9 protein-coding genes are annotated in these 12328 nt (G+C 70.9%); 8 read left to right on the top strand and 1 reads right to left on the bottom strand.

Going from position 1 to position 12328, the window contains the following annotated elements; all coding sequences use genetic code 11:
• The 8 genes from D0Y53_RS12870 to D0Y53_RS07885 all read left to right on the top strand — a co-directional run.
• The coding region (locus D0Y53_RS12870) for an acyltransferase domain-containing protein (protein WP_117202690.1) at positions 1-1205 on the top strand (1205 nt) is incomplete at its 5' end.
• Positions 1202-4525 (top strand): non-ribosomal peptide synthetase, encoded by a 3324-nt coding sequence (locus D0Y53_RS12865; protein WP_117202689.1) that lies wholly within the window; start codon positions 1202-1204, stop codon positions 4523-4525. The genes D0Y53_RS12870 and D0Y53_RS12865, both read left to right, overlap by 4 nt.
• Positions 4526-4577: 52 nt before the next feature.
• Positions 4578-5390: an alpha/beta hydrolase family protein gene (locus D0Y53_RS07905; protein WP_117202688.1), complete on the top strand. Its 813-nt coding sequence runs from the start codon at positions 4578-4580 to the stop codon at positions 5388-5390.
• The gene (locus tag D0Y53_RS07900; protein WP_117202687.1) at positions 5390-6199 is read left to right on the top strand and encodes an alpha/beta fold hydrolase; all 810 of its coding nucleotides are present in this window, start codon (positions 5390-5392) and stop codon (positions 6197-6199) included. Before D0Y53_RS07905 ends, D0Y53_RS07900 begins: the two co-directional genes overlap by 1 nt.
• On the top strand, positions 6196-7920 hold the full coding sequence (locus D0Y53_RS12860; RefSeq protein ID WP_158550616.1) for a glucosamine inositolphosphorylceramide transferase family protein: 1725 nt from the start codon (positions 6196-6198) through the stop codon (positions 7918-7920). The genes D0Y53_RS07900 and D0Y53_RS12860 overlap by 4 nt, the downstream gene beginning before the upstream one ends.
• A 61-nt stretch (positions 7921-7981) precedes the next feature.
• A complete protein-coding gene (locus tag D0Y53_RS07895; protein WP_158550615.1) occupies positions 7982-9493 on the top strand; it encodes an oligosaccharide flippase family protein in 1512 nt (503 codons plus the stop codon).
• A gap of 28 nt (positions 9494-9521) precedes the next feature.
• Entirely contained in the window at positions 9522-10283 is a 762-nt protein-coding gene (locus tag D0Y53_RS07890; protein ID WP_158550614.1) for a YdcF family protein, read from the top strand.
• A 612-nt stretch (positions 10284-10895) separates the two neighbouring features.
• Entirely contained in the window at positions 10896-11630 is a 735-nt protein-coding gene (locus D0Y53_RS07885) for a class I SAM-dependent methyltransferase (protein WP_117202684.1), read from the top strand.
• Positions 11631-11675: 45 nt separating this feature from the next.
• On the opposite strand, the gene D0Y53_RS07880 is transcribed toward D0Y53_RS07885, so the two are convergent.
• Entirely contained in the window at positions 11676-12293 is a 618-nt protein-coding gene (locus D0Y53_RS07880; protein WP_158550612.1) for an FG-GAP repeat domain-containing protein, read from the bottom strand.
• Positions 12294-12328: the final 35 nt, after the last annotated feature.

Here is a 12328-nt window from a genome sequence, read left to right as displayed (position 1 = left end):
CGGAGTTGTCGCTGGCGGCGGAAAACGCGCCGGGCAGTGGCGTCGTCGCCGGCCCGTCGGCGGCGATCGCGGCCTTCCAGGCGCAGCTGGAGAGCGAAGGGATGGCCTGCCGCGCGCTGCGGACCTCGCATGCGTTCCATTCGGCGATGATGCAGCCGGTGGTGGCGCCGTTCCGCGCCGAACTGGCGAAGCGGGCACTGTCCGCACCGGCGTTGCCGCTGGTCTCGACCGCGACCGGCGACTGGCTCGATGCCGCCGGTGCGACCTCGCCCGACTACTGGGCCACACATCTGCGCCAGCCGGTGCGTTTCGCCGCGGCGCTGGGCCGCGTGCTCGACACGCCGGCGCGGGTGCTGCTGGAGGTCGGCCCGCGCGCCAGCCTGAGCGCGCTGTCGCGCCAGCATCCCGGCGTCGCGCAGCAACGCATCGCGACGCTGGCGACGCTGGCCGACGCACCCGCCACGGAAGCCGCGAGCCTGCGCCAGGCGCTCGGGCAGTTGTGGGCGCGCGGCGTACCGATCGATCCGGCGCGCGTCGACCGCCGTCAGCTGCGCCGCCGCGTGCGTCTGCCGACCTATCCGTTCGAGCGCCAGCGCTTCTGGGTCGACGCCGCGCCGGCCGCCGCATCCAACGTGATCGCGCATCCGGCGGCGGCGCAGCGGGCTGCGCCGGGCGGCGCGCGGGAACCGGCGCCGCCACACCTGGTCGTGACCGCGTCGTCGCCGCCATCCGCGGCCGGTGCGCCAACGGATCGCCGCGCGCGCCTGCTCGCGCAGCTCAGGGCGATGCTGGAGGACGTGTCCGGCCTGGGGATCGCCGACGAGGACTTGGCCACCCATTTCATCGAGCTCGGGCTCGACAGCCTGATGCTCACCCAGGTGACCTCGCAGTTGCAGAAGACGTTCGCGGCCGGCATCACCTTCCGCCAGCTGATGGGCGAGTACGCGAGCCTGGAGCGCCTCGCCGCGGCGCTCGACCAGCGCCTGCCGGACGACGCGCCGGCGCCCGCGGCCGCACCGGTCGCGGCAGCCGACGCGGCCGTGGCGCGCGGCGCGCCCGCCCGGCGCGCGATCCGCGGCGCGTGGATGGATGCCGCCCGCCCGATCGCCGCGGGCGCGCGCCTGGGGCGCGACCCCGAAGGCCGTCCGGCCTGGTACCTCGCCGATCCGGCGCGGCCCGGCAAGTACCTCAAGGTGGGGACATGAACACTGCAGCGCCCGTTGTTCCGTTCGCCTGCGAGCCGGTGGACTACGATCCCTTTGCCGGCGGCGCCCTGGCCCTGGTGGTGCCGACGACCGAACCGCAGCGGGAAATCTGGCTCGCCGACCGCCTGGGCACCGAGGCCTCGCTCGCCTTCAACCTGTCGGTGTCGCTGCGATTGCGCGGCGCACTCGACGTGGCCGCGCTGCGCGGCGCGCTGCAGGACCTGGTGGCGCGCCACGATGCCTTGCGCGCCAGCATCGGCCCCGACGGCCGCAGCCTCGGCGTGCTGGAGCGGCTGGAGATCGCCTGTCCGTTGTCGGACCTGGTGTCCTTCCAGCCGGCCGCGCGCGAGGCCGCGATCGCCGATCGCCTGCAGCGCGCGGTGGAGACGCCGTTCGAACTCGCCCGCGGCCCGCTGCTGCGCGCCGAGCTGCTGCGACTGGCGGCGGACGAGCACTTGCTGCTGCTGACCGCCCACCACATCGTCTGCGACGGCTGGTCCTGGTGGGTGCTGGTGCGCGAACTGGGGGCGCTGTACGGCGCTCGCCGCGACGCCGCACCGGCGTCGTTGCCGGCCGCGCCCAGCTTTGCCGAGTACGCCGCGCAGGAGGCCGAACAAGGCGGCGACGCGGCCCATGCCGCGGATGCGGCGTACTGGCAGTCGCGGTTTCCCGGTAACGCGCCGGTGCTGGAGTTGCCGACCGACCGTCCACGGCCGACGCAACGCAGTTTCGCCTCCGCGCGCGAGGATCACGTGCTCGACGCCGAACTGCTGGCCGCGCTGCGGCAAATGGGTGCGCGACGCGGGACGAGCCTGTTCGCGGTGCTGCTGGCGGGCTTTGCCGGACTGTTGTCGCGGCTGGCCGGCCAGCAGGACGTGGTCGTGGGCATCCCCGCCGCCGGCCAGCCGGTCGCCGGCAACGACGGCCTGATCGGGCACTGCGTCAGCACCTTGCCGTTGCGCTTCGACATCGACCCGGCGCAGCCGTTCGCGTCGCTGCTCGACAACGCCCAGGCCACGCTGCTCGATGCGCTGGAGCACCAGCGCCTGACCTTCGGCGCCTTGCTGCAGACGCTGCGCGTGCGCCGCGATCCGGCGCGCATGCCGCTGGTCGGCGTGCTGTTCAACCTCGACCAGGCGCTGGACCACGAGGGCGCCGCGTTCCCCGGGCTGACGCTGGAGTTCGACAGCAACCCGCGCAGTTTCGAGACATTCGAATTGTTCGTTAACGCGGTGCAGGCGCATGGCCAGCTGCGCATCGAATGCCAGTACAACCGCGACCTGTTCGACGCCGCCACCGTGCGCCGCTGGCTGCAGGCCTACGAGGTCCTGCTGCGCGCCGCGGTCGCGCGCGAGGCGGCGGCGTTCGCCGAGCTGCCGCTGGTCGACGCGGTGGCGCGCTCGGAGCTGCACGCGCTGCAGCCGGCGGCGGTGCCGTTCGACCGCGACTGCAGGATGCATGAGCGCTTCGAGGCGCAGTGCGAGCGCACGCCCGAGCGGATCGCCGTGCGCGCCGGCGCGCTCGCGCTCAGCTATGCCGAGCTGGAAACGCGCGCCAACCGCATCGCCCATGTACTGCGCGGCCATGGCGTGCGTCGCGGCGCGCTGGTGGGGCTGGCGGTGGACCGCGGCGCCGACATGGTCGCGGCCCTGCTGGGCATCCTCAAGGCCGGCGCCGGCTACGTGCCGCTGGACCCGCAATATCCGCGCGAACGCCTCGCCTTCATGAGCGCCGATGCCGGGCTGGCGATGCTGGTGACCACGCGCGAGCACGCGCCGCACTTCGACCTGCGCGGGCGGCCGATGCTGTTGCTGGACGCGCACGCCGATGCGCTGGCCGCGGCCGGCGACGAGCGCCCGGGCCGCGATGCCGACGCGGCGCTGCCGGAGGACATTGCCTACGTCATCTACACCTCCGGTTCGACCGGGCGCCCCAAGGGCGTGATGGTGCCGCACCGGGCGGTCTCGAACTTCCTCGCCAGCATGCGCCGGGAACCGGGCCTGACCGCGCACGACCGCTTGCTGGCGGTGACCACGCTGTCGTTCGACATCGCCGTGCTGGAGCTGCTGCTGCCGCTGGGCGCGGGCGCCGAGGTGGTGATCGCCGATCGCGAAACCGCCGCCGACGGCGCGGCGCTGGCCGCGTTGCTGCGCGACAGCCGCGCCACGGCGATGCAGGGCACGCCTTCGACCTGGCGCCTGCTGCTGGACGCGGGCTGGACCGGGTCGGCGGAGTTCAAGGCCCTGTGCGGCGGCGAGGCGCTGGCGCCGGACCTGGCGGCCGCGCTGCTGACCCGGTGCGGGTCGTTGTGGAACCTCTACGGCCCGACCGAAACCACGGTGTGGTCCACCTGCGCACGCATCGTGCCGTCGCCATCGGGGCAGGCACCGGACATCAGCATCGGCCGACCGATCGCCAACACCCGCGTGTGGATCCTGGATGCGCATGGACAGCTGTGTCCGCTGGGCGTCCCCGGCGAAATCTGCATCGGCGGCGCGGGCGTGACCCTGGGCTACCTGGGGCGCCCGCAGCTGACGGCGGAGCGTTTCCCCGTCGATCCTTTCCCCGACGCCGACGCCGGCGCCACGGGTACGCCGCTGCTCTACCGCACCGGCGACCGCGGCCGCTGGCGTCCGGACGGCAACCTCGAGCACCTCGGCCGCCTCGACCACCAGGTCAAGGTGCGCGGTTACCGCATCGAACTGGGCGAGATCGAGGCCGGCCTGTGCGCGTGCGCGGACATCGCGCGCGCGGTCGTGATCGTGCGCGAGGACCGCCGCAACGACCAGCGCCTGGTGGCCTATCTCGTCCCGCGGCCGGGCGCCGCGATCGACGAAGCCGCAGTGCGCGCGCACCTGCGCGAACGGCTGCCCGCCTACATGCTGCCGCAGCACTTCGTCGTGCTGCCGGAAATTCCGCTCTTGCCCAACGGCAAGATCGACCGCAACGCGCTGCCGGCACCGGTCGCGGCGGCGCAGGCCACGACGCCTGCGCCGGACGCGGCCGGTTCGGCAGCCGACCCGCGCGTGCGTTACCTGGCCGGGGTCTGGTCGGAGCTGCTCGGCCTGCCGGCCGGCGCCGACGACAATTTCTTCGAGCTCGGCGGCCACTCGATGCTGGCGGTGCAGATGGCCACCCGCGTGGAGCGCGACACCGGCGTGCGGATCAAGCTGATCCGCCTGGGCGCCGAAACCCTGGCGCAGGTCGCCGCTGCGCTTCCCGTGCCCGCGGCGCAGCCCGCGGCCGCGGCCAGCGTCGGCGGACGCATCGGCAACGGCCTGCGGCGGTTGTTCGGATTGCGCGGAGGGTCGCGAGGATGAAGCCCGCCGCGCCTGCTCGCGGCCGGCGGCGATCGCCCCGAAGGCGGCCGCGATGAGCATCGGGGACTGGGAGCCGTTGTGGCTGGGGCCGCCCGCGCGGCGCTTGTACGCCGCATTGCACCCGGCCGGTGCGACGGCGCCTGGCGCGCCGGCGCCGGGCGTGCTGCTGGTGCCGCCGCTGCTGCACGAGTCGCCGCGCAGCCGCCGCTTCATCGTCGAGGTCGCCAGCGCGCTTGCGGCGCTGGGACTGCCGTGCCTGCGCTTCGACTTCTTCGGTACCGGCGATTCCGGCGGTCGCGGCGACGACGTCGACTTCGCCTCGATGGCGGCCGACCTGGACGTGGCTACCGCCGCCCTGCGTGCGCGGACGGGTGTCGGGCAGGTAGTGCTGCTGGCGTGGCGGGGCGCGGCCTTGCTCGCCGGCTCGTGGTCGCAACGGGAGCGGCCGGGGGATCGGATCGTGCTGTGGGAGCCGATCGTGGATGGCGCCGGCTGGTTGCGCGAACTGCAGGACAACGATGCCCGCGAGCGCAGTCTGCGGCCGCGGCCGCGGCCCGGTGTGCCGCGCACGAACCGGCAGGACGACGGCCAGCTGATGGGTTTTGCCGCATCGCCGCAGCTGCGCCTGGACCTCGCCGCCGCCCGCCTGTCGCGGGCCAGCGCGCTGCGCCCGGCGTCGACCTGGGCTGTGGCGCATGCGGCTTCGCCGCCGTTGCCGCTCGAGGTGGCGCAGCTGTTCACGTTGCCCGCCGGCGCGCCGACCTTCGACGGCGGCGCGGCGATGGAGGCGACGTTGTTCCTGACCCCGCCGCTGGAGCGCGTGGTCGAGCAGCTCGGCCATGCACTGCAGCAGCGGGAAGGGTGATGGAAACGATCGTCCGCTTCGGGCCCGGCCAGCGACTGGCGGGCGTGCTCACCGGTACGCCGTCGCCGCAGGCACGACCGTTGCTGCTGCTGCCCAGCGCCGGCCTGCAGCCGCGCTGCGGCCCCTTCCGGCTGCATGTGGAACTCGGGGAGCGGCTTGCGCGGCACGGCATTCGCAGCTTCCGCTTCGACCTGCCGGGGGTGGGGGAAGCGCCGCGGCTGAACGGGTGCGACGGGCGCGCCGCGGCGCTGGCAGCGATCGACCGCCTGCAGGCGCTGGAAGGCTGCACGCACTTCGCCATCGGCGGCATCTGCAGCGCGGCCGATGTCGGTTGGCAGGCTGCCGTGGCCGATGCGCGCGTGTCCGCCTTGCTGCTGCTCGACGGGATCTGCTTCACCGGTCCCTGGTTCCATTACGCCCGTGCGATCAACCGCATGCGCCGGCTGCCACGGGAGTGGCGGCGGATGTGGCGCAGCGCGCCCGATCGCTTCCGCGGCGGCAATGGTCTGGACAGCGCCGATTTTCGCGAATGGCCAAGCCGCCCGGAAGCGCGCCGTCAGTTCGCGCAACTGGTGGCCCGCGATGTACGCATGCTGTGCATCTACAGCGGCGGCTACACCGACCGGTTCATGCATGCGCGCCAGTTCGCGTGGGCGTTCGGCGCGCCGGCACGCAGTCCGCACGTGGCCATGCGCTACTGGCCGGATTGCGACCACACCTACTTCGCGCGCGCGCAGCGCGACCGCCTGCTCGCGGCCGTGGAGGACTGGATGATCCGCTTGCCGATGCCTTCGGGAGAACAGCCATGAGCAGTACGGGCGACCCAGATGTCCATGATGCGACCGGATCGATTGCGATGCCTGCTCCGCCCCTGTACGCCGTGCCCGCAGGCATGGCCGACCCGCTGCGCGTGGCGATGCTGCTGCCGGAACGGATTCCGGGATGGGTAGCGGCGTTCATTCGGCTTGCCGCCGAGAACGCCTGGATCGATGTGACGGTCCTGCACACCGGGGCTGCGGGGGCGATGCCGGTTCCCGGCTGCTCCGTGGACCTGCGCGCGCTGCTCGCCGTCGAGCGCCTGCGCGGCAGGCGCGGCGGCGTTTCGTTGGCGCCGGTCGCCAGCGCGACGCTGCCGCAGGCGGTCGCCGCGCCCGACAGCGGCCTCGATGCCGACCCGGAGGGGTTGCGCAGGCGGATCCTCGGGCTGCGACCGGATGTCGTGCTGGCACTCGCGGGGGAGGCCCACGCGCCCATGCTGGCCGCTTGCGCGCGCTGGGGCTGCTGGCGGCTCGACGGCAACCTCGTCCACCCCACGCGTGCCGGGCTGCCGTTGCTGGCACCGATGCTGCGGGGAGAGGCGGCCACCGCGCTCGAGCTGGAGCTGCACTGCCCGCCGATGCCGCCAGAGCTGCTTGCACGCAGCTGGGGGGCGACCCGGCATGGTTCGTTTGCCCTGCAGCGGGAGCGGGCGTTTCTCAAGCTCGCGCCGCTGTTGCTGCGTGCACTGCATCGCCTCGCCGACGACCGCCTGGCGCTGCCGGAAGGCGCGCTCGCGACCTTGCGCCTGCGGCCGCCTGTGCCGGCGCTGGGCATGGCCGCCGGTGCGCGTGCGATCGCGACCACGCTGCGCGCCACGGCGCACTGGCGCTGGAAACGACGCCAGCCGCAAACCTGGATGCTGGCCATCCGCCGCACGAAGGCATTGCTGGACCTGGACGCGCCGGTAATGGGCGAGAGCGCCATGTTGCGTTCGCCGCGCGGCTACTGGGCCGACCCCTGCGTGGTGGAGGCATCCGGAAGCCTGTTGCTGTTCGTCGAGGAGTGGAACCCGCAGACCCGCAAGGGCGAGATCGCCTGCCTGCAGCTGGAGGGCAACGAGGTGCGCAGACTGGGCCTGGTCCTCGACGGCCCCGGCCACCTGTCGTTTCCGCAGCCTTTCCGGTGGCAAGGCGACTGGTACATGACCGTCGAATCGAGCCAGGCGCGGCGGATCAGCCTGTATCGGGCTACCGCGTTCCCGTTGCAATGGCAGCGCCTCTGCGATCTGGTCACGGATCGGGTCTGCGTCGATCCGGCGCTGCACTTCCACGAGGGGCGCTGGTACCTGTTCGCCAATGTCGCGGAAAACGGCAACAGCACCTGGGACGAATTGTTCCTGTTCGTCGGCGAGACCCTCACCGGGCCGTTCCGGCCGCATCCATGCAATCCGATCGTCAGCGACGTGCGCCGCGCGCGGCTGGCGGGCAGGCTCTTCCGCCGCGACGGCAGGCTGATCCGGCCGGCCCAGGACTGCGCTCCGGGCTATGGCGCGGCGGTGGTCTTCCACGAAGTGCAGGAACTCGGTCCGGACCGCTATCGCGAGCGCGTGCTGTCGCGACTGGCGCCTGGCTGGGATCCGGGGCTGGACGGCTGCCACACCTACGGCGCCGCGGGTTCCGTCGAGGTGCTGGACCTGCATGGTCGCGCCAGGGCCGGCACGGCGCCGTTGCGGGTTGCCGACGCGGCGGCAGCCCCGGTGCTGCCGGCGTGATGGCCGCGTGCCAGGGGCGGCTTTCGGGGGCGGCCGGCGATTCCCCGCACGCGGCGTCGACATGAACAGTTCGCCGCGCGAGGTGGGTGCGGCTGGGGAGTCCGCGCCGCGGCGCCAGACCAGCATGGCGACCCATTACCTGCGTTACTCGACCACCAACATCCTGGTGCTGCTGGCCGGATTCGTCTCGTTCCCGATATTGACGCGGCTGCTGGACAACCACCAGTACGGCATCCTCGGTTATTACGACACCTGGGGGATGATCGCCATCGCCGTGGCCAAGCTGGGCTCGCAGCACGCCATCATCCGTTTCTACCCGTACGTCGGCGTCCGCCGGGAGATGGTGAGTTTCGGCACCAACCTGGTCGTGCTGCCGATGCTGTTGTCGATGTTGCTGTGGGCCGTCTTCGCGGCGTCGCTGTTCGGCTACGCACGGGTGAGCGGCGTGGAATTCCTGCTCGTGCTCTGGTGCGTGGTGATCATCACGCCGGTACAGGTCGTCAACAGCATGATCCAGATGGTGGTGCGCGCGAGCGAGCGCTCCGACATCATCATGGCTACGCGCATCATCGGGCGCTGGCTGGAGCTCGGGCTGGTCCTGGGCGCAGTGGTGTTCCTGCAGCGCAGCGCGCTTGCCGTCTACGGCGGCAAAATCGTCGCCGCGGTACTGCTGCTGTGCTATTTCGTCCACTGGGCGCGGCGCAATCTGCATTTTTCCCGCGATGCGGTCGATTTTACGCACATGCGTCAAGGCATGAGTTACGGGCTGCCGTTGATGGCCAACGAGATGGTGGCCCTCGTGCTCGTCGCCGTCGATCGGATCATGCTCAAGCAGATGACGGGAGATTTCGCCGCGGTCGGCATCTACACCATCGGCTATTCCCTGGCGACGCAGATCAACGTGTTCCTCAATGCTTCGCTGTCCGAAGCGTTCGCCCCGGTCGTGAATCGGGTGTACGACAGCGGCGGGGATGTTGCGGTGCGTGCGCTCAAGGACCGGGTATTGCTGCCGATGACGTACGCCTCGTTCGCCATCGCCACGATGCTGATCCTGGTCGGCGAGGACGCGATGATCGCACTGGCCGGCCCGGACAAGGCCGCTTCCGGAGCGGTGTTCGTGGTCGTCGGCACGACCTTGGCGCTGTTTCCCCTGATCAACATTTCCAGCTACGGGTTGCTGCTGCGCAAGCGCTCGATGATGGTGTTCTCGATCACCGCGTTCGCGGCGGCATTCAATGTCGCGATCAACCTGGTGCTCATACCGCGTTACGGCTACATGGGCGCGGCCTGGTCGACTGCGGCCAGCTATGCCGTGCTCTGCGTCGCCTGCTATCTGTGGTGCCCCCGCGGGTTGGCGCGTTTCCCGGACCTGCGCACCGTGGCCCTGTCGACGGGGTCGGCGCTGGCGTTGTTCGCGGTCGCCAGGGGCACCGACATGTTCGGCGTGCATGCGCCGTGGCCGAGGCTGTTCGCCGCCGGTTGCCTGTTCGTGCTGCTCTATGCGCTTCCCATCTGGCTGCTCGACCCGCGATTGCGCGTGGCGCTGCGGCAATGGCGCAAGGGGGCGGCATGAGTTGCACGGCAATGGCGAAGGAACGCACATGGAATGGCTGCTGTCGCCGTTGACGTGGCTGCTCGTTGCGGGCCTGTTCGCGGCGGCAGGGTGGCGCATGCGCGGGCATGTCGCCGCACGCGGCGTGCGCTGGATCGTGGCGGCCGCCGCGACGCTTGCCGTGATTTCGCTGATGGCGATGACGCCGCTGGTCGCCAATGCGCTCGCGTCCTATCTCGAACGACCGCTGGCCGCCGCTGCGTCGTGCCGCAGCATGCCGCCTTCGATCCTGGTGGTCCTGGCCGGTGGGGTCGATCGCCTGCCGGCCGACGACGGCGATTTCAGCGTTCTGAACGTGGCCAGTCGGCGCCGGATGGAATACGCGGTGCGCTGGTGGCGGGAGCACGCGCATGCCCGGCTCGTCATTTCCGGCAGGGAGTTCCGCGGCGACCGGCCGCCGCGCGCGTCGCTGCTGGCCGGATACGCGCGGGCACTGGGAATGCCCGCCGATGCGTTGCTGCTGGAGCGCCGATCGCTCAACACGTGGCAGAGCGCGCGCAGCGTCGCGGAGCTGTTTCCGCCGCCGGCGCGCATCGCGCTGGTGACCTCGGCGATGCACATGCCCCGCGCCCGTGCCGCGTTTCGCGCAGCCGGTTTCGAGGTCTGCCCGCTGCCCACCGACTTTCGCGTCGTTCCCGTCGGGCCGCCCGGTTATCTGGTTCCGCGCAGCGGGGCGCTGGACAAGACCGAAGCCGCGTTGCACGAACTGGTCGGGATCGCGTACTACCGCTGGCTGGGCCTGCTTTCGTGAGATCGGCTTCGGCGGGAGTCGCCGCCCGGCGGGCTGGGGGGCTGCGCCCTCCTGACAATCTCCTGTCTTCAAGCCGGGTGTGGACCCTCCCTGGTCCACTCTCCGCACCCCAGCCCGCCGGGCGGCGCCTTCGCGAGACTGGCGTCCGTCGCTGCGGATGGTTTTCCATAACAAGCGCCCACTTGCTGGCTGGACCGGCGTGCCGGGGGCGGGTGGAATCGCAGTCGGGCCGACGGGCGGACCTGGCATGCGGGAGCGCCATCCACCGAGACGGTCCAGGGCTTGAATTCCGCGGATCGACCTGTTTCCGGGTAGCCACGGCAGGGGGGCGTACTTCGCCAGAGCCGGCGGATGCGGCCGGGCCGGCGGCCGACGTAGCCGTAGCGGTTCCTGTCCGCACGTCGTCCCCGAATGCGTAACCTTGCATGTGTGGTTGCCGCGGCATGGCCGCCACCGGCGCCCTTCACATTTGGACGGCAATCATGACTGCCGCGACGCTTCGATTCCGCCGAACGCCAGGGCACGATCCCGTGCGTTGCTGCCGGAGCCGTTCGAGCCGTTCGTGCTGCGCTGTTGCGGGCGGGTTCTTCGGTTGCTGGAGCGGTCGTGTCCATGCGTAGTGCTGCGCTCGATTCCGGTGGCCGAAGCCGCAACGAAGCCGCATTCCATGATGCGCGGGTCGACGACGACTGCCGGAAGCTGGGCTATGCCTATGCGTCGGTGCGGGATGTCCATGGGTTCAACGACGTGCCGCCGGAATACCGCAATCGCTCCGTGCTGGAACTTGGATGCTTTCGCGGCAACCGTGCGCTCGCGTTACGTGATTTCCGGGGGAGTTATACGGGCATCGACATCAGCCCCGCGGCCATAGACCATTGCGCGGAACTGGGCCTGCCCGCCAATTTCCGCTTCCGCGTCGACAACGCCAATACTTTGGACACCATCGGAGATGGCGAAGTCGATTACGCGTTCGGCGATGGCGTCCTGCATCATCTCGACCTGGCCTGCCTGGCACCGGCTCTCGCGCGCAAGCTCTCGCCCGACGGTTGCGCGCGTTTCATCGAACCGGCGCAGGGCAACCTGCTGCTGCGGGCGTTCCGCAAGCTCACGCCGAAGTTGCGTACACCGGACGAGCATCCCTTCGATCGGGCGTCGATCGAGCTGCTGCAGCGCCATTTCCGGGTCTCGATCGTCCACGAGGCGCTGTTGCGCCCCTGGCTGCCGATGCTGTGTTTCAACGCCGGCTGGTCGATCGCCGCCGCGCGCTGGATGGACCGGCGCCTGCTTCGTTACCGGTTCTTCCGGCAGCAGGCCTGGTTGTTGCTGATCGAGTTGCGCAGACGCTGAGGGCCGGACCGGTCAATGCCGGTCCGGCCTCCAGCTCCCCGAAGATCAGGGTTCGACGGTCCAGGCGAGGTCGGTGACGCCGGTCATCGTCTGCGGAGTGCTGCGGTTGGCGGATTTCCAGATGACGTTGGCGCCGGTGCGGGTGTTGCGCCACAGGACATCGGATTTGCCGTCGCCGTTGAAATCGCCGGTTCCGACGATTTTCCAGTCTAGATTGGTGACACTGGCCATTGCTTGCTGCGTGCTGCGGTTGGCGGATTTCCAGATGGTGTTGGCGCCGGTGCGGGTGTTGCGCCACAGGACATCGGATTTGCCGTCGCCGTTGAAATCGCCGGCTCCGACGATTTTCCAGTCGAGATTGGTGACGCTGGTCATCGCTTGCTGCGTGCTGCGGTTGGCGGATTTCCAGATGGTGTTGATGCCGGTGCGGGCATGGCGCCAGAGCACGTCGGACTTGCCGTCGCCGTTGAAGTCGCCGACCCCGACGATCTGCCAACCGAGGTCGGTGACCGCGGCCATGGGTTGTGGAGTGCCGCTGCTGCCGGATTTCCAGATGGTGTTGGCACCGACGCGGGCATGGCGCCAGAGCACGTCGGATTTGCCGTCGCCGTTGAAGTCGCCGACCCCGACGATCTGCCAACCGAGGTCGGTGACCGCGGCCATGGGTTGTGGAGTGCCGCTGCTGCCGGATTTCCAGA

It is taken from the genome of Cognatiluteimonas weifangensis, from assembly GCF_003416885.1.
Classification (GTDB): Bacteria; Pseudomonadota; Gammaproteobacteria; order Xanthomonadales; family Xanthomonadaceae; genus Cognatiluteimonas; species Cognatiluteimonas weifangensis.
Note: the sequence above shows the minus strand (reverse complement) of the source record. Positions and strands in the feature narration are given on the sequence as shown.

What these genes read in the sequence shown, in the direction of transcription:
- D0Y53_RS12865 (WP_117202689.1), top strand. Translation starts at nt 1,202, where the DNA reads ATGAACACTGCAGCGCCCGTTGTTCCGTTCGCCTGCGAGCCGGTGGAC.
- D0Y53_RS07905 (WP_117202688.1), top strand. Translation starts at nt 4,578, where the DNA reads ATGAGCATCGGGGACTGGGAGCCGTTGTGGCTGGGGCCGCCCGCGCGG.
- D0Y53_RS07900 (WP_117202687.1), top strand. Translation starts at nt 5,390, where the DNA reads ATGGAAACGATCGTCCGCTTCGGGCCCGGCCAGCGACTGGCGGGCGTG.
- D0Y53_RS12860 (WP_158550616.1), top strand. Translation starts at nt 6,196, where the DNA reads ATGAGCAGTACGGGCGACCCAGATGTCCATGATGCGACCGGATCGATT.
- D0Y53_RS07895 (WP_158550615.1), top strand. Translation starts at nt 7,982, where the DNA reads ATGAACAGTTCGCCGCGCGAGGTGGGTGCGGCTGGGGAGTCCGCGCCG.
- D0Y53_RS07890 (WP_158550614.1), top strand. Translation starts at nt 9,522, where the DNA reads ATGGAATGGCTGCTGTCGCCGTTGACGTGGCTGCTCGTTGCGGGCCTG.
- D0Y53_RS07885 (WP_117202684.1), top strand. Translation starts at nt 10,896, where the DNA reads ATGCGTAGTGCTGCGCTCGATTCCGGTGGCCGAAGCCGCAACGAAGCC.
- D0Y53_RS07880 (WP_158550612.1), bottom strand. Translation starts at nt 12,293, where the DNA reads ATGGCCGCGGTCACCGACCTCGGTTGGCAGATCGTCGGGGTCGGCGAC.